Source organism: Actinoplanes oryzae, from assembly GCF_030757795.1.
Lineage (GTDB): Bacteria > Actinomycetota > Actinomycetes > Mycobacteriales > Micromonosporaceae > Actinoplanes.
On record NZ_JAUQWH010000049.1, the window covers coordinates 1 to 15,296 of the forward strand.

The 15,296-nt window shown below is 67.6% G+C and carries 21 protein-coding genes and 1 pseudogene; 14 read left to right on the forward strand and 8 right to left on the reverse strand.

The window, feature by feature from the left end:
• Positions 1-452, reverse strand: a 452-nt coding sequence (locus RBH18_RS17930) for an NAD(P)-binding protein (protein WP_306209165.1), incomplete at its 3' end; no start/stop codon positions are given.
• Between the two features lie 628 nt (positions 453-1,080).
• On the opposite strand from RBH18_RS17930, the gene RBH18_RS17935 reads away from it, so the two are divergent.
• Positions 1,081-1,260, forward strand: a complete 180-nt coding sequence (locus RBH18_RS17935; protein ID WP_306209167.1) for a hypothetical protein — start codon at positions 1,081-1,083, stop codon at positions 1,258-1,260.
• Positions 1,261-1,429: 169 nt separating this feature from the next.
• On the opposite strand, the gene RBH18_RS17940 is transcribed toward RBH18_RS17935, so the two are convergent.
• From RBH18_RS17940 to RBH18_RS17955, 4 genes are all read right to left on the reverse strand, one after another.
• The gene (locus RBH18_RS17940; protein ID WP_306209169.1) at positions 1,430-2,659 is read right to left on the reverse strand and encodes an MFS transporter; all 1,230 of its coding nucleotides are present in this window, start codon (positions 2,657-2,659) and stop codon (positions 1,430-1,432) included.
• Positions 2,656-3,225: a TetR/AcrR family transcriptional regulator gene (locus RBH18_RS17945; RefSeq protein WP_306209171.1), complete on the reverse strand. Its 570-nt coding sequence runs from the start codon at positions 3,223-3,225 to the stop codon at positions 2,656-2,658. The genes RBH18_RS17940 and RBH18_RS17945 overlap by 4 nt, the downstream gene beginning before the upstream one ends.
• Positions 3,222-3,815: a sugar O-acetyltransferase gene (locus tag RBH18_RS17950; protein ID WP_306209173.1), complete on the reverse strand. Its 594-nt coding sequence runs from the start codon at positions 3,813-3,815 to the stop codon at positions 3,222-3,224. The genes RBH18_RS17945 and RBH18_RS17950 overlap by 4 nt, the downstream gene beginning before the upstream one ends.
• A 167-nt stretch (positions 3,816-3,982) precedes the next feature.
• Positions 3,983-5,080, reverse strand: coding sequence for an FAD-dependent monooxygenase (locus tag RBH18_RS17955; RefSeq protein ID WP_306209255.1), 1,098 nt, complete (start codon positions 5,078-5,080; stop codon positions 3,983-3,985).
• Between the two features lie 67 nt (positions 5,081-5,147).
• Between RBH18_RS17955 and RBH18_RS17960 the strand changes: the two genes are divergently transcribed.
• The 8 genes from RBH18_RS17960 (at position 5,148) to RBH18_RS17995 (ending at position 10,705) form a co-directional block, all read left to right on the forward strand.
• Positions 5,148-5,831 (forward strand): response regulator transcription factor, encoded by a 684-nt coding sequence (locus RBH18_RS17960; RefSeq protein WP_306209175.1) that lies wholly within the window; start codon positions 5,148-5,150, stop codon positions 5,829-5,831.
• 108 nt (positions 5,832-5,939) lie between these two features.
• On the forward strand, positions 5,940-7,157 hold the full coding sequence (locus RBH18_RS17965) for a cytochrome P450 (protein ID WP_306209177.1): 1,218 nt from the start codon (positions 5,940-5,942) through the stop codon (positions 7,155-7,157).
• Entirely contained in the window at positions 7,154-7,366 is a 213-nt protein-coding gene (locus RBH18_RS17970) for a ferredoxin (protein ID WP_306209179.1), read from the forward strand. Before RBH18_RS17965 ends, RBH18_RS17970 begins: the two co-directional genes overlap by 4 nt.
• Positions 7,363-8,517, forward strand: a complete 1,155-nt coding sequence (locus tag RBH18_RS17975) for an NAD(P)/FAD-dependent oxidoreductase (RefSeq protein ID WP_306209181.1) — start codon at positions 7,363-7,365, stop codon at positions 8,515-8,517. The genes RBH18_RS17970 and RBH18_RS17975 overlap by 4 nt, the downstream gene beginning before the upstream one ends.
• A complete protein-coding gene (locus tag RBH18_RS17980; protein ID WP_306209182.1) occupies positions 8,517-9,338 on the forward strand; it encodes an SDR family oxidoreductase in 822 nt (273 codons plus the stop codon). The genes RBH18_RS17975 and RBH18_RS17980 overlap by 1 nt, the downstream gene beginning before the upstream one ends.
• Positions 9,339-9,555: 217 nt before the next feature.
• On the forward strand, positions 9,556-9,924 hold the full coding sequence (locus RBH18_RS17985) for a hypothetical protein (protein ID WP_306209184.1): 369 nt from the start codon (positions 9,556-9,558) through the stop codon (positions 9,922-9,924).
• 39 nt (positions 9,925-9,963) lie between these two features.
• Positions 9,964-10,278, forward strand: a complete 315-nt coding sequence (locus RBH18_RS17990; protein WP_372338932.1) for an MFS transporter — start codon at positions 9,964-9,966, stop codon at positions 10,276-10,278.
• 133 nt (positions 10,279-10,411) lie between these two features.
• Positions 10,412-10,705 carry a hypothetical protein gene (locus RBH18_RS17995; RefSeq protein ID WP_306209186.1) on the forward strand — a complete coding sequence of 98 codons (294 nt, stop codon included), beginning with the start codon at positions 10,412-10,414 and terminating at the stop codon, positions 10,703-10,705.
• A gap of 138 nt (positions 10,706-10,843) precedes the next feature.
• On the opposite strand, the gene RBH18_RS18000 is transcribed toward RBH18_RS17995, so the two are convergent.
• A complete protein-coding gene (locus RBH18_RS18000; protein WP_306209187.1) occupies positions 10,844-11,365 on the reverse strand; it encodes a nuclear transport factor 2 family protein in 522 nt (173 codons plus the stop codon).
• Positions 11,366-11,430: 65 nt separating this feature from the next.
• On the opposite strand from RBH18_RS18000, the gene RBH18_RS18005 reads away from it, so the two are divergent.
• Complete coding sequence (locus tag RBH18_RS18005; RefSeq protein WP_306209189.1) at positions 11,431-11,757, forward strand: ArsR/SmtB family transcription factor; 327 nt, start codon at positions 11,431-11,433, stop codon at positions 11,755-11,757.
• A gap of 34 nt (positions 11,758-11,791) precedes the next feature.
• Here the strand turns inward: RBH18_RS18005 and RBH18_RS18010 are convergent, their stop codons facing one another.
• On the reverse strand, positions 11,792-11,971 hold the full coding sequence (locus RBH18_RS18010) for a hypothetical protein (protein ID WP_306209191.1): 180 nt from the start codon (positions 11,969-11,971) through the stop codon (positions 11,792-11,794).
• A 740-nt stretch (positions 11,972-12,711) separates the two neighbouring features.
• On the opposite strand from RBH18_RS18010, the gene RBH18_RS18015 reads away from it, so the two are divergent.
• From RBH18_RS18015 to RBH18_RS18030, 4 genes and pseudogenes are all read left to right on the forward strand, one after another.
• Positions 12,712-12,903: a transposase family protein gene (locus tag RBH18_RS18015; RefSeq protein WP_306209193.1), complete on the forward strand. Its 192-nt coding sequence runs from the start codon at positions 12,712-12,714 to the stop codon at positions 12,901-12,903.
• 38 nt (positions 12,904-12,941) lie between these two features.
• Positions 12,942-13,664, forward strand: coding sequence for a transposase (locus RBH18_RS18020; RefSeq protein ID WP_306209195.1), 723 nt, complete (start codon positions 12,942-12,944; stop codon positions 13,662-13,664).
• Between the two features lie 111 nt (positions 13,665-13,775).
• Complete coding sequence (locus RBH18_RS18025; protein ID WP_372338933.1) at positions 13,776-14,183, forward strand: transposase; 408 nt, start codon at positions 13,776-13,778, stop codon at positions 14,181-14,183.
• Between the two features lie 35 nt (positions 14,184-14,218).
• Positions 14,219-14,440 (forward strand): annotated as a pseudogene (locus RBH18_RS18030) (IS630 family transposase); the annotation flags it as partial.
• 154 nt (positions 14,441-14,594) lie between these two features.
• Here the strand turns inward: RBH18_RS18030 and RBH18_RS18035 are convergent.
• Positions 14,595-15,293 (reverse strand): GntR family transcriptional regulator, encoded by a 699-nt coding sequence (locus RBH18_RS18035; RefSeq protein ID WP_306209199.1) that lies wholly within the window; start codon positions 15,291-15,293, stop codon positions 14,595-14,597.
• Between the last annotated feature and the right edge of the window lie 3 nt (positions 15,294-15,296).

Sequence of the window (15,296 nt, forward strand, 5' to 3'; positions counted from 1 at the left end):
TAGAGGTCGAAGGTCTTGGCGATGGTGATCGCGTGCTGGCGTATTTCCTCGCCCGGGGCGTAGCGCCAGGTCGGCACCGTGCCGGTCTCCTCCAGCAGCGGCATGTAGACGCTGGCCTCGATGTCGCAGTGGATGCCGGGGTAGCGGTTCCAGTACCAGGTGCCGCCGAAGTCGCCGGCCTCGTCGAGCATCCGGATGCTTTCGACGCCGGCTTGCCGTAGGCGGGCGCCGCTGATCAGGCCGCCGAACCCGCCACCGATCACCAGAACCTCGACCCGGTCGGTCAGCGGGGCCCGGTCCGTGATCGGGGTATACGGATCCTTGGCGTAGTACCCGAACTCCCCGGCGACCTTGCGGTATTGAGCCTGGCCTTCGGGCCGGATGCGGCGATCCCGCTCCCGGCGGTACTTCCCACGAAGCTCTTCCAGATCCTCGGGCGTGATGGGAGACAACAGAACCCTCCGTCGCTTTAGAGTCTTTTTTCCCAAAAACCCTAAAGAGGGAGTCCAGTTAAGTCAACTGCTTGATTTAGATTACTCGACCGGCTTGGCGTGGTGCTCGAACTCGTCGGTGTGGATGTCGAAGTGCACCCGGGGCGCACTCGACTGGATCTCCTGAACGACGACCCGGTTCGGGCCGACGCGCCGTCGAGAATGTGATGGGGACCGTAGCCCGCGCAGACGGCCGGGACGCCGAGGGCGGAGCACCAGAACTGCAGGCCCTGGGCGTGCACGACGGCGGAGAGATCGATGATGAGGGTGCTCGGACGGATGCGATGCACTCCAGTTATGTGGCCGATCGGCAACGTTACTGTTGATGGTCATTCGGTGACCAGGAGCTTGCGGGCAACCCGCAGGAGATGGTCGCGCGGCTCCGTGTGGGAAGGCCGCTCAGCTGCGGGGCGACGCCGCTGAACAGGAATCCGTCGCCGACCATCGTGACGTCTATCCGCCCGCGGACGCTGGGATCCGTCCCGCCGAGGAGGGTGAACATCCGCTCGAACTGGGCGTACATCTTGCGGCTGGCCGGCGATCGAACATCGCGGCCTCGGTGGAGGGGCAGTCAGCCACAAGGGCCGAGATGGACCGCACGTTCGACACCATTTCCGCCGGGAGCCGGGAGATCGCCGCCTCGATCGACGGGGTCACGTCCGCGGCCTCGGAAATGAAGGACTCGGCCGCGCGGACTGCGTCGGCAGCCTCCGATGTCGGACGCATCGCCAGCCGAATGCAGGAACTGGCGGGCGCGTTCCGCTGGTAGGACCTGCGTTCGTGGTGGGCCGGGGGCGTCGAGTGGGTTGAGGTTCCCGTCACCTCCTCCGAGAAGTGGACACCAGTCAGCAAGACCGCGGGCTCTGCTGGAAGTACGACAACACGGTCGTCCCGGTCAGCAGGTGCTTTCGTACGGGGCTTCGGCCACGAATCGGTGATCAGTGGGCGGCGGTAGCGCTACCAGTTTCGCGCACATCGTTACCGTCGCCGGGCGAGGGCAGGTTGCGTGCTCGCATGGCCGGTGCGAGGACCGCAGCGAGGGTGACGAGGGCCAGGACAAGGATCATCGCGCTGCGCAGGCTGTAGTGGTCGCCGATGAAGCCGAGCGCGGGCGGGCCGACGAGGAACGCGACGTAGCCGAGGCTGGCGACCAGCGAGACGCGGGCGGTGGAGTTGGACCCCGAGTCGGCGGCGGCCGAGAGGGCCACCGGGAAGCCGAGTGCCGCGCCCAGACCCCACAGTAGGGCGGCGCCGCTGGCGACAGCCTGGTTGTCGACCACGATGATCAGCAGCAGGCCGATCGCGCCGGTGACCGCGCTGGCGCACAGGATCACCGGGCGGGTGAAGCGTCGCAGTAGCCAGCCGCCGACGAACCGGCCGGTGGCCATCGCGATGTTGAAGACGAGATAGACGCCAGAGCTCAGGGCCGGGCTGAGGTCGTGCCCGTCGACCATGATCAGCGGGAGCCAATCGTTGGCGGCGCCCTCGGCGAGGGCCAGGGCCAGCACGATGGCGCCGATGAGCAGCAGCGCCGGTTCTCGCCAGAGCTTCGGGGCCGGTGTTCCGGCCTGCTCGGCGGCCGGTGCTCGCCGTGGTTGCCGGCCCACGCCGTACGGCAGGCGCCGCACGGAGAAGACCGCCACGGGCACAGCTATGGCGGTGACGATGAGCAGATGCCAGACGACCGGCAGACCCGCGAGAGTCAGCAGCATGCCGGTCGCCGCACCGAGCACTGTGCCGAGGCTGTAGAAGCCGTGCAGGGTCGGCAGGAGAATCCGGCCGGAGACGCGTTCGACATCGGCGCCATCGACGTTCATGGCGACCTCGCCGCCGCCGATACCGAATCCGCACAGGAACAGACCGGCGCCGACCAGGACGCTCTGCGACAGGTGTGCGCCGAGCGCGATCACGGGCATGCCGAGCAGGACGGCGCTGATGCCGACGGTGATGACGGGGCGGGCGCCGAACCGGGACACGAATGCGCCGGAACCCAGCACGCCGAGCATCGAACCGGCCGACAGGCCGAACAGCACGATGCCCATCTCGGCGGTCGAGGCATCGAGCAGGTCCCGCACATCGGGAGTTCGGGTCACCCAGGACGACAGCAGGAGCCCGGGGATGAAGAAGAGCAGGAACAGGCCGGTACGCCGAGCGGCGATGGTGGTCATGGGCGCCTTTCGGGGGAGGCGCCGGGGATGAGCCGGGCGACCGCATCTCTGATCTTGCGGGCGTCGACCGGCCGGGTGGAGAGGGTCGCGTGCAGCAGTAGGCCCTCGATCAGCGCGTCGAGAGTTTCCGCGGTGTCGGGGTCGAAGTGTCGTTGCAGTGCCTGGCGGCTGCGGTCCATCCACGCCTGGGTGATCGCCCGTAGACGTGGGTCTCGGGCCGCCGCGGCGTACAACTCGTAGGTCAGTACAGCGCTGCGCTGGTTGTCGACCAGGTCGGGCAGCATCGACTCGACCACGTCCGCGCGGGCGTCTGCACCCGGTTCGATCGCCGCCAGCCGCTGCTCGAACGCGGCGGCCATGGTTTGCGCGAGGTGGGTGAAGGCGGATGTGAGCAGATCGTCGAGGCTGGTGAAGTGGTAGGTCACCGAGCCTAGCGGCACGTCGGCGGCGGCGGCCACCCGGCGGTGGGTCGTGCCGGCTACACCGCGTTCGGCGATGACGTCGAGGGTGGCCTCGACGAGCCGTTGCCGGCGGTCCGGCTCGTAGCGGCGGCGTGGCGCTTTCATCTGTCGTACACGGAGCGGATGACGCGTGCCGGGTTGCCCACCGCGACCACGTCGGCGGGAATGTCCTTGGTGACGACGGCACCGGCGCCGATCACCGAGTTGTCGCCGACGGTCACGCCGGGGCAGATCACTGTCATCCCGCCGATCCACACGTTGTCGCCGATCGTGATCGGCAGTGCCGCCTCCCATTTCGCGCGGCGTGGTTCGGGGTCGATCGGGTGCGTCGGCGTCAGCAGCTGCACGTTCGGCCCCATCAGCACGTCCTGGCCGATGCGGATCTGGGCGACGTCGAGGGCCATCAGCCCGAAGTTGATGAAGGTGCGGTCGCCGACGTGCAGGTGGCTGCCGTAGTCGACATGCAGGGGCGGGCGAATGTCCACCTCGGCGCCGACAGAACCGAGCAATTGCTGCAGCAGCTCGCGGCGCGCGTCCGGGTCCGTCGGGTCGCTGTCGTTGAACGCCTTGGTCAGCACCATGGCCCGGCGCATCTCGGCTTCGAGCTCCGGATCGGCGCCGCGATACAGGTCTCCGGCCAACATCCGGTCACGCATGGATCGGAAGTCGTCATCGGCGGTGTCGGTGGCTGTCATGCGTACGATCGTACACTGAATGTACGATCGTACGCATCAATATAGTGCAAAAGTGGAATGGCGGTGCAGTGCGGGCTCGGGTTGCCCTGGACCACGCTGCAGCACCGTGCGGCGCCCCCAGCCGCTGCCGTCCCTGAAGGAGACTTTTCCCGATGAGCGATGACGTGTTACCCGACGGCCGGTTTGCTGCCCCGATCCGTGACGGCGACACCGTCACCCACCGCCGCGGCCCCGCCGCGGCCGATGTCCAGGCCCTCCTCGATCACCCGGCGGCCTGCGGTTCCACCCGCGCGCCCCGGATGCTCGGAGGCGGGCCGGGCGGCCAGGATGTGCTGACTCGCCTGCCCGGAGAGGCGGCCCATCCGCCTCTTCCCGCGCCGGTCTGCTCGGACCGGGTGTTGCGCAGCGCCGGGCGGTTTGCCTGGGCCCTGCACGACGCCACCGAAGATTTCGTCGCTCCAAGCCGGGCCGGCAGGCGTCCCACGACCTCGTGAGTCAACGGCGAGGGTCGCGGCGACCGGGGTGGGCGTCCACCCGACTGGTACCCGGGCACCGGCACCCAGGCGGCCCTTGCCCGGCCCGTAATGGCTGTCGAGCTGGGCCAGCCGCGGCGACATGTGGCGTTCCAGCAGGCCGGTGAGCGAGCCCAGACGGTAGGCGGCGTCGCGTACCAGGATCTGCCGGCGTTTGGTGTAGAGGCCGATGGTGGCGAGCCGGGTGGAGAAATCGGAGAAGGCGCATACGGCGGAGCGTCGTTCCGGGTCGTAGGTGTCGAGCAGGCCGGGCCGGTACTGTCCGCGCAGCACCCCGGCGAGTTTCCACCCCAGGTTGACGGCGTCGTGCAGTCCGGTGTTGAGTCCATGCGCGCCGGACGGGCTCATGGCGTGCGCCGCGTCGCCGGAGTGGAAGACCCGGTCCTTGCGGTAGCGCGAGGAGGCACGGACGTGGCGGTGAAGACGCCGCTGAAGTTCATGTGCCCGAGCCGGAGCCCGCCCGGGACGCGTTCGTCGAGCAGTTTCTGGAAGAACTCGCGAGGTACGTCGTCGCCGTCGTGGTCGTGCGGGACGCTGGCCCCGACCCGGAACACGCCCGAACCCGGCGGTGCCACGACCATGTTCCCGGTCCGGGTCAGATGGTGGGCGGCCTCGCCGCTGCTGTGCGCGCCGACGAGTTCGCCGTCGGTGATCGCGAGCCGGGTGGTGAGGGTCCGGCCGTTGAAGTCGAAGCCGTACCGCGGTCGAACGACGACAGGGCGGCGACCAGATGTTTCAATCCATGTGATCCGATGTGCGTTCGTCCCCGCCGGGGCGTGGCATAGGTGAGGTGCAAGCCGTGACGGCGATCAAACGTGAACCAAATGTCCTGGTGGTGGCCTCAGAGCCCCGCCTACGCGACGAGCTGGCGACCGAGCTGCTGCGGGCCGGCTACCGGGTCGCGACGCTGTCGACCGGGGTTGCTGCGGTGCGGCTGCTGGCCGAGCAACCGGTCGATCTGATCGTGGTCGACCGGGACACCGCCGACCTCGACATCCTGGGTCGGCAGCACGCCGTCTTCTCGGAGCGGCCGCCGGTGCTCTGCGTGACCGGCTGCGAGTTCCTGGGTGAGCTGGTGCCGGTACTCGGAACCCGGGTGGAGGACTACATCACCAAGCCGTGCCGCAGTGCCGAACTCCTGGCGCGGGCCGAGGTTCTCGTACGGGAACGCGGCACCACCGGGCCGGTGGACGTGCTGCGCCACGGCGACCTGGTGCTAGATGACGTCGTCCGGCGGGCCTGGCGTGACGGCCGGCTGCTGGAAGTGACCCCGGCGGAGTACCGGCTGTTGCGGCATATGCTGCTCAACGCTGGCCGTGTGTTGTCCAAGGAGCAACTGTCGAGGCAGGTCTGGGGCGATGCCCGGCAGGACGCCACGATCGAGCGGCTGGTCTCGCGACTGCGCCAGAAGGTCGACGAGAGCGGTTCTACGCTGATCCACACGCACCGGGGGTTCGGCTACCGGCTTGCCCTCGCGAAGTGACCTGATCCACATCTGCCGGGCGTTCGATCGATGTCTGCGGCTTGTCTGGAAGCTCTGTTTGCATGGGTTTAACCAATTATCTCGGCTCCATCCAGCCCGAGGAGACCCATGTCAGACACCAGCGTCGTCCCCGGTTATCCGGCCACACGCGACTCCCGCTGTCCCTTCGACCCCGCCGCTCCGGTGCTGGCCATGACCCGGGAGAACCCGGTCGGCAAGGTGCGCATCTGGGACGGCAGCACGCCGTGGTTCATCACCCGCCACGCCGACCAGCGGGCCTTGCTCAACGACCCGCGGATCAGCATCAACGAGAAGCGGGAGGGATACCCGCACATGACCCGGGGCCGGGCCGCGGGGGCCCCGCACCACCCCGACCTGATCACCAACACCGATCCGCCCGTCCACACCCGGCTGCGCCGTACGGTGAATGCGCCCTTCATGGTCAAACGGGTCGAGGCGTTGCGGCCTCGCATCAGAGAGGTCGTCGACCAGTTGGTCGACGACATGCTGGCTGGGCCCAAGCCGGCTGACCTGGTGCAAGCGATCGGCCTGCCGGTGCCCACCCTGGTCATCACCCAGATCCTCGGTGCCCCGTACGAAGACCACGAGTTCTTCCAGGAGAACAGCACCAAGGCGATCAGCCACGAGTCGACGCCGGACGAGGCCGCCACCGCCAGCCGTCACCTCGGCGAGTACCTGGCCGCGCTGCTGCAGAAGAAGATGGCCGAGCCGGCCGATGACGTCATGTCAGAGATGGGTGGCCGGGTCAAGGCTAGCGAGATGACCTTCGAAGAGGCGGTCATCATGAGCTCGGCGATCCTGATTGCCGGGCACGAGACCAGCGCCAGCATGATCTCCCTGGCCACCCTGGCCCTGCTGCGCAACCCCGACCAGCTGGCGCTGCTGCGCGAGCGCAGCGACGACCCCAAGTTCGTGGCCAACGCGGTCGAGGAGCTGCTGCGCTACCTGACCATCGTGCACACCGGGATCCGGCGCATCGCCAACGAGGACATCGAACTGCACGGCACCACCATCAAGGCCGGTGACGGCATCATCTTCGACCTGTCCGCCGCGAACTGGGACGAGCAGGAGTTCCCGGAGGCCGGAAAGCTGGATCTTACCCGCCCCGCACGCCAGCACCACGCGTTCGGCTACGGCGTGCACCAGTGCCTGGGCCAGTCGCTGGCGCGGGTCGAGTTGCAGGTCGCCTACAGCACCCTCTACCGCCGGGTGCCGACGCTGGCCTTGGCCGTGCCGTTCGAGGAGGTCGCCTTCGCGATGGAAGGCGTCGCCTATGGCCTCAAGACCCTGCCGGTGACCTGGTGAAGGAGAACCTGATGCGCATTGAATTCGACGAACCCAAATGCGTTGCCGCCGGCCAGTGCGTCATGGTCGCCCCCGACCTGTTCGACCAGCGCGAGGAGGACGGCGTCGCGATCGTCTTGAACGCTGAGCCCGGCCCCGAGCATCACGAGGACGCGCGGGAGGCCGCCGCAGTGTGCCCGGCCGCCGCGATCCTCCTGGTCGCGCCGTGAAGCAGATCGTCATCGTAGGTGCCTCGGCGGCCGGGCTCGCGGCCGCCGAAGCCCTGCGCCGCGAAGGCTACGACGAGACGATCACGCTGGTCGGTGAAGAAACCGATTTGCCGTACGATCGCCCGCCGCTGTCCAAACAGATCCTCGCCTCTGAATGGGAAGGCGATCGGCTCGCTCTGCGTACGCTCGACCACATCACGGGCCTGCGACTGGAGTTGCGGCTCGGAGCGAGGGCGGTCGGCCTTGACACCACCGCACGCCGCGTACAGCTCGCCGACGGCAAAGCCGCTGACTACGACGGGCTGATCATTGCCACCGGGGTCCGGCCACGGCGGCTCAGTGGCGCCGGCGCGCACGTCTTGCGGACGGTGCAAGACGCACTCGCCCTGCGGGAACGATTGAAGCCAGGGGTCCGCCTGGCTGTCGTCGGCGCCGGATTCCTCGGCGCCGAGGCCGCTGCCGTGGCCCGGGGGCTCGGCTGCGAGGTCGTTATGCTCGAACCCGCGCCGGTGCCGCTCGCCCACGCGGTCGGGGCACAGATCGGCCGGGTCCTGTCGAAGGCCCACATCGAGCACGGCGTCGACCTGCGCACCGGCGTGAGCGTGACCGAGGTCGCCGACGGCGGAGTCCGGCTGGCCGGCGGCGACCTCGTCGAGGCCGACGAGGTCCTGATTGCGATCGGATCGTTGCCCAACACTGAGTGGCTCGACGGCTCCGGCCTGCAGATCGCCGACGGGGTGGTCTGCGACCAGTACACGTCCGCCGCGCCCGGCATCTATGCCGCCGGTGATGTGGCTCGATGGCACAACCCATTGTTCGGGGAGACGATGCGGATCGAGCACCGCACCAACGCCGCCGAACAGGGTCTGGCCGCAGCGCGCAACCTGCTCAATCCCGAGGCCCGCAAGCCGTTCGCGCCGGTTCCGTACTTCTGGTCCGACCAGTACGACATGAAGATCCATGCCTACGGCTATCTGCGTGGTCATGACGAGGTCGCCATTGTCGACGGCGACCTCGAAGAGCGCCGTCTCCTGGCCGCCTACCGCAAGGACGCCCGGCTTGCCGGCGTGCTCGCTGTCGGCATGTCACCCAAGGCAATCCGGCCCTGGCGGCAGAAGATCGCCACGGGTGCCCTCTGGAAGGACATCTGATGACCCAGAATCCCGATGTCGTGGTCGTCACCGGAGCCGGCGGCATGGGCCTGGCCGTGGCGCGCCGGATCGGCAGCGGCCGCACCACGATTCTCGCCGACGCCTCCCCCGAGACCCTCGACCGAGCCGTCGAGGCCCTGCAGGCCGAGGGCTATGCGGTGACAGGCCAGATCACCGATGTGTCCGACGCCGCATCGGTAACCAAACTGGCCGAGGCCGCCGCGGCCGAAGGACGGTTGGCCGCAGTGGTCCACACCGCCGGTGTGTCCGCCGCGACCGCACCGGTTGACACGATCATGAAGGTCGACCTGCTCGGCACCGCCCTCGTCATCGACGCCTTCGAGCCAGTCGCGACCCGGGGAATGTCGCTGGTCTGCGTCGCCAGCGTCGCCGGGCACGTTGCCCAGCTCACCCCGGACCAGGAAGCCGCCCTGGCCACTACGCCCGCCGCGGACCTGCTCGACCTCGACGTGGTCCGCGCGGCCGAGGGCGGGGCCCCGGTGGGGGCGTACATCCTGGCCAAGCGGGCCAACCACGTCCGGGTCCAAGCCGCCGCCATGGACTACAACCGGCGCGGGGCCCGGATCAACTCGATCAGCCCCGGAGTCATCTCCACCCCGATGTCGCACGCCGAGCAGCAGAGCGAGGCCGGACATCACATGATGGTCTCCCTGCAGGCCTGCGGTATCGGTCGTCCCGGAACTCCGGGCGAACTCGCCGCCCTGGCTGCCTTCCTTACCGGCCCTGAGTCGCTCTATCTGACCGGCACCGACGTGCTCCTCGACGGCGGCCAGGCCGCTTGGATGCGCTGGCACCGCTGACCGACGGCTGGCGGATGGGGAGCTGAGGTTCCCATCCGCCAGCTCACCGTGACCTCGCCTACCGTGTTCGCAGTAGCCGAGCATCACTCATCTGCTGTTCTTCCGGACCGCCTCGATCGGAAAGCTGTTCTGGAACCAATTACCGAGCTGTTCCAGTTCATCTTGCGGCGTTCTGCCGCGCCCACCGAACCACGCGCCAAATTCGGAAGGAAGAATCTTGATATCACGCCTCATCTGGGCCGGTGTCTGGGCTCTTTTCGTCGTCGGCATCGCCAACTGCATCGGCTCGAGCTTCGTTTTTGACGGACTTTTCCAAACCATTGCGACGTACGGCGGTTTGGTCGTCTCGCTCATCACCGGGACCCTGATAGCCCGGAATGAACCCGTCAAATCCTTCCTCGGCACGAAACCGGTAATGTGGTTTCTCTTCCTCTTCAACCTCGCCGCGGCCATCATCGTCCTGATCACTGTCGACGGAGTTCCGGGAATCAGCGCGACAGCGGGTTTGGGCCTGGTGTCGTTGGGGGCCGGCAGCGGGTTGCTGCTCAGTGCCCGGCGACCGGCGAAACCGACCGTCGCGGAGTAGGGAATTATCGGCACCCGCAGCGTCGCCGCGCCGAGCCCCCTGCCCTGGCGCATCCTCGCCGACCGGGCCCGTGCCGTCGCGTACACCGGCACGCTGGTGGCCGGCCTGGCCCTCTACGGCCTCGCGTTCTTCCTCATGCTCTACGTGCAGAACGTGCTCGGTCTTCAAAGCCTGCGAGCCGGGCTGGCGTTCCTCACCTTCGCCGTCCCACTCGGTGCCGCGGCGATCCTCAGCGGCCACATCGTCACCCGGACCGGCACCCGTCCCACCCTGCTCGCCGGCCTGCTGCTCGCGGCGACCGGCGCGGCCGGACTGGCTCTCCAGGCCACCGCGACCGCGCATATCCAGATATGATCATCCCGCTCGCGGTTCTCGGGGCCGGACTCGGCGCGACGTTCGTCCCGCTCACCCTCACCGCACTGGCCGCCGTCCACCCCGCCGACGCCGACGCCGACGCGACGCCGACGCCGGCGTCGCGTCCGCCCTGGTGTCCGTCGGCCAGCAGATCGGCGCCGGCATCGGCGTCGCCATACTCGGCGCCGTGGTGGAAGCCAACCAGCACCACCACGCAGACCCGATCATCGCAGCGACCAACGGCTACCGCGCCGCATTCCTGACCAGCTGGACGCCGAGGACCTTCTCGGCGACCGCTGACGTCGAATGCCTGGAAGCGGTAGAGGACCTCGACGCCGCTGACGCCCAGGAGCTGCCGGCAAGAGGATCGATTCGGGAGTGCCGGCCGGCTGAAACACCAGCCGGTCCAAGCCCGGATACCTCGTAAGTGCGGCGTCCGTGATCGGTGCGCCGGTCCCGTCGAAGTCATTGCTGCAGGTTTCGTTCGGTCGATTTCTTTCAACGGAGAACACCCGCGCCCGTCTGGATAGCAGGCGCGGGAGCTTCCGGAATCGAGCGTCGTGTATCAGAAGTGATCGATGCCGGACACGATCGGCGGGTTATCGATGGCCGCGAACGTCTGGATGAACAGGTGTTCCAGTCGGCGGAAGTGGATCCGCCAGCCCTGTTCCGTGCGCAACCAGTCGTCATGCCAGTAGCCGACGGCGAAGGTGTTGCCCAAGCCGTTTCGAGCCGCGTGCATGTGCAGGTGCGGGGTAATCGAGTGGGCCCGGTCGCCCTGCAGGGTGACCGTTGCGTGCCCTTCGACGTGTTGCCACGCGTTGAAGGACAGGCCCAGACCTGCAGCACCCCCGACCAGCCCCTTGCCGCGCATCATCTCGGCATACTCCGGCAGTTCGAAAACCTTCGCCCCGGCCGAGGTCGCGTCGATCTTCACGTCCGGGGTGAACAACTCGCCCCATTGCGCGAGCACGTTGGCATCTCCGCTGTCGGCCTGGTGCAGATCCTGCCCCAGGCCGTACAGCGCGACCTTGTCCTGGATCTCGATCCGGTCGAGCAGGTACTGGACGCGGCTGTCGTCGCTCATAGCCCACCTCACCTATTCGGCATTTCCAAGAATTTGGAAATGTTGGAGGATGCTAGCATGCGGTCATGGCGCGCGCACCCCGGACCTCGGCCCCGATACCCCTGCCCGGCCTGGACAAGGTCTTCGCGGTCCTCGGCGACGAGAGCCGCCTCGCGATCGTGCGTCTGCTCATCGACGGCGAGCTGCGCACCGCCGGTGAGATCGCCGAACAGGTCGCACTACCGACCTCGACCTGCTCCTACCACCTCACCAAGCTGCTCAACGCGGGCATCACGGTATGCACCGCGGACGGCCCGCACCGGCTGCCGGTCCTGCGCCGCGAGGAACTCGACAATAGGTTTCCGGGGCTACTGCACCTGATCCAGCAGGGCACCCTGTCCGTCGCCTCGTAAATGCCCCAGGGCACGATCCGGGGCCCACACCCGTTCAGAAGCGGAAGCGGGAGACCACCGACTGCAGCTCCGCGGCCGTCACCGTCAGCTCATTCGCGGCGGCCCTGGTGTCGGCCACCGTGTCGGTCGTACGGCGGGTGGCGTCCGAGACCGTGCTGATCGTCGTGGCGATCTCACCCGCGCCGGAGGCTGCTCCGCTGAGCGTGCGGTTCATCTCCTGAGTGGTCGCGGTCTGCTCCTTCAGGCCGAGGCGATCTGCAGCCCAGCCTCGGCCTGAAGGCGCTGCGGCACCGGTTGGAGTCCTTCGGCGCTACCGCCGGCTGAGACAAGAACCGGGGTGTGGGAGCCGCCGCCAGGCTCCCACACTTGCGCTGCTGTTAGCAGGTCGCCATCACGGTCTCATGGCCGGGGATACGTCTGAGTCAGACATTCTCGCCGATCCCCATCCGGACTTGAAGCTCCTGCGCACGCTCAGCGGCAGCGCTGGCTCCATGCCGGCGGGGCATGTCCTCCGACGCCCAGCCGAGTAGCAACAGCAGGTCGCCGGTGTTTCCGCCGGCCTTGTGCCATTCGTGGGCGAAGTTGTGCCGCCACCGGTGGGCGTGCGCATTGTCGACGCCGGCTGCCTTTCCGCGGCGAGATCACGGCGGATCGCCGCGAACTTCTCGATCTTCGACATCCGCGGCATCGGCCGGCCTCCGTCTCGGATCAGCCGATGCTCCCACCACCACCGGTGGTGTCGAAACTCGCGAACATCGAATCCATCCGATCGAGCGTCCACCAACCGTGGTGTCAAAACTGGGTTCTGTCCCGTGAAGAGTGATCGATGTTTATCGTGATCGATCGTTGGGTTGATGGTGTGATGAGATCATCGGCAGGCTCCTGCCTCATCTTGACGGCGTAGAGATCAGCGAAGTCACTACTACCGGCGGAGGCGTCGTTCTTCATGCCGCGGTGCGCAGCGGCGAACAGTGCTGCCCGGCGTGCTCGGTGTCGTCTCGGCGGGTGCATTCGCGGTATCAGCGCCGGTTGGCTGATTTGCCGGTCGCTGGCCGGCTGGTGGAGTTGTGTCTGACGGTGCGCCGCTTCTTCTGCCTCAACACCGTCTGCGAGATGCGGACGTTCGTCGAGCAGTCGTCGGGCTGACACGCCGACGGGCTCGTCGCAGCGATCCGTTGCGGAGGATGCTGACGTCGATCGGATTGGCGTTGGCCGGTCGGGCCGGTGTCCGGCTGGCCGGCAAGGTCGGGGTTCGGACCAGCCGTAACAGCCTGTTGCGGCTGGTCCGGGCGGTCCCTGACTCGGCGGTGGGCTCGGTGCGGGTGCTCGGTGTCGACGACTTCGCCATCAGGCGAGGACACCATTACGGCACCGTTCTGATCGACTGCGAGAACCACCGTGTCCTCGACCTCGTTGAGGGACGTGACGCGGCACCGCTCGCCGGCTGGTTACTCGGACACGAGTCACCGGAGGTGATTTGCCGGGACCGGGCGTCCTCTTATGCCGACGGCGCTCGGACCGGGGCGCCGGACGCGGTGCAGGTTGCGGACCGTTTCCACCTCTGGCAGAACCTCGCGACCGCGGTCGAACGCCTGGTCGCCAAACACAAGAGCTGCTTGATCGAGAAACCCGTCGCCGGGGCTTCCACCGCCGCAGATGCGGATGCGGGCGCGGAGCCGCAGGGCGCGAAGGCCCAACGCCGCCAGGCGAATCATGCCCTGGTTCACGAGATGCTTGCGCAAGGCGCCGGGTTCCGGCAGATCGCCCGTCACATGGGCTGGAACCACCGGACCGTGTCCCTTTATGCCCACGCCGCGACGTGGCAGGAAATGATGATCGTGCCGAAGCAGCGGGCAAGTCTGCTCGACCGGTTCAAGCCCTATCTGGCTGAGCGGATCGCCGGCTGATGTCTCAAAGCCTCGGTGCTGCACCGCGAGGTTGTCGCGCAAGGATTCACCGGCGGCTACGGCATCGTCCGCGGCTTCGTCGAACAGCACCGGGCACGACCGGACCTACGCGTGAACCCGAAACCGTTCTCGACGCGGCAAATCACCGGCTGGATCTGCCGGCACCCCGATAACCTCACCGACAGCGACACCGTCGGCCTGGCCACGGTCCTCGAAAGCTGCCCGGAACTGCGGACCGCGGCCGAGTTGGTGCGTTCCTTCGCCGAGATCATGACTCAGCGACACGGTCACCGCCTCGGCGAATGGCTCACCCACGCCAAGCACGCCGATCTGCCGGGCATCAACCGGTTCATCAACGGCGTGACAAGCGACCTCGACGCCGTGACCGCCGGGCTGAGCCTGCCCCACAGCTCCGGACCGGTCGAAGGCAACGTCAACCGGATCAAGATGCTCAAGCGGCAAATGTATGGCCGAGCCAGCTTCGACCTGCTCCGCAAACGAGTCCTCCTGGCCCACTGACCTGAAGATCAATCACGCTTGACGGGACAGAACCCCGAAGACCCGGAGATAGCCACACGCACGGCATCCGCTACTTCCACGGCTGTTACAGCCTCGGCGACGACCAGCTCTGGGGCGTCAACCGTCGGCGCAAAGGCGCAGATCACACCCTGTCCGCGCTGAAATCGATCCGCAGGACACGGCCGGACGGCGCCCCGATCTACGTCATCCTGGACAACCTGTCCGCGTCCGCAGCGAACGCCAGCAACGCTGGGGCTGGTCCCGGTTCAAGGCCGCCTGACCGAACAGACCCGGCGAACGTTCATGGACAACGCATTAGTTAGCAGTCGGCGGCCGTGATTGACGGGATCGGCGCAGGCTGCTGCGGTGGTTCGGTGCGCCGCCACGGCAGCCTGCGTCTGCAGCCGGTCGCTATTCCACTGGTTTCGTCGCTTCCCGCAGCACCGCTGCTATCACGCCGCGGAAGTGTCTGTGGGAGGCCGCTTCGGCTTCGGCCGGGTCGTGGCCGATGACGGCATCAACGACGGCCTCGATCTCGCGCAGGGACTCCTCGGCACGTTCCGGTCGCAGCGACAATCGGAACTGGTGGCGGATGATCTGCCACTGGAGCCGTTCCTCAATGGCGGTAGCTATGGGGTGCCGGCCGATCGTCCGGATGAGCCGGTGATGTTCCTGGATGAGATCCGAATATTTGACGAAGTCGTGGCCGGCGATGGCGTCTCTCATGCGTCGCCGATTGCCGTCCAGCAACGTTGCTTCCTGATCGGTGGCGTTCTCCGCTGCCTTGCGGGTGATGAGCCCGTCGAGCAGTTGCCGGCACTCCAGGATGCCGACGGCCTCGCTGATCGAAACGAAGCGCACGCGTGCCCCTCGGTGGGGAATGCGCTCGACCAGACCGTCGGTCTCCAAGGCGCGTAGCGCGAAGTGGACGCTGCTGCGGTTGACGCCGAACTGCTCCGCCAGCTCGGTTTCGACCAGGCGGTGGCCGGGGGCCAGCCGACCCGCCAGTAGCGCCTCGCGGAGTCTCTGCTCAGCAGTCAGACGACCGGCTGCGCCGCTGAGCGAGGTGTCGGACGACTGCGTTTCGGCCATGCCGATGACGATAGACATCGG

Bases quoted from the DNA above. Each gene is read 5' to 3' on its own strand.
- RBH18_RS18035 (WP_306209199.1), bottom strand. From the start codon at position 15,293: ATGTCTATCGTCATCGGCATGGCCGAAACGCAGTCGTCCGACACCTCG.
- RBH18_RS17935 (WP_306209167.1), top strand. From the start codon at position 1,081: ATGGACCGCACGTTCGACACCATTTCCGCCGGGAGCCGGGAGATCGCC.
- RBH18_RS17965 (WP_306209177.1), top strand. From the start codon at position 5,940: ATGTCAGACACCAGCGTCGTCCCCGGTTATCCGGCCACACGCGACTCC.
- RBH18_RS17950 (WP_306209173.1), bottom strand. From the start codon at position 3,815: ATGACAGCCACCGACACCGCCGATGACGACTTCCGATCCATGCGTGAC.
- RBH18_RS17940 (WP_306209169.1), bottom strand. From the start codon at position 2,659: ATGACCACCATCGCCGCTCGGCGTACCGGCCTGTTCCTGCTCTTCTTC.
- RBH18_RS18000 (WP_306209187.1), bottom strand. From the start codon at position 11,365: ATGAGCGACGACAGCCGCGTCCAGTACCTGCTCGACCGGATCGAGATC.
- RBH18_RS17980 (WP_306209182.1), top strand. From the start codon at position 8,517: ATGACCCAGAATCCCGATGTCGTGGTCGTCACCGGAGCCGGCGGCATG.
- RBH18_RS18005 (WP_306209189.1), top strand. From the start codon at position 11,431: ATGGCGCGCGCACCCCGGACCTCGGCCCCGATACCCCTGCCCGGCCTG.
- RBH18_RS18020 (WP_306209195.1), top strand. From the start codon at position 12,942: ATGCTGACGTCGATCGGATTGGCGTTGGCCGGTCGGGCCGGTGTCCGG.
- RBH18_RS18010 (WP_306209191.1), bottom strand. From the start codon at position 11,971: ATGAACCGCACGCTCAGCGGAGCAGCCTCCGGCGCGGGTGAGATCGCC.
- RBH18_RS17945 (WP_306209171.1), bottom strand. From the start codon at position 3,225: ATGAAAGCGCCACGCCGCCGCTACGAGCCGGACCGCCGGCAACGGCTC.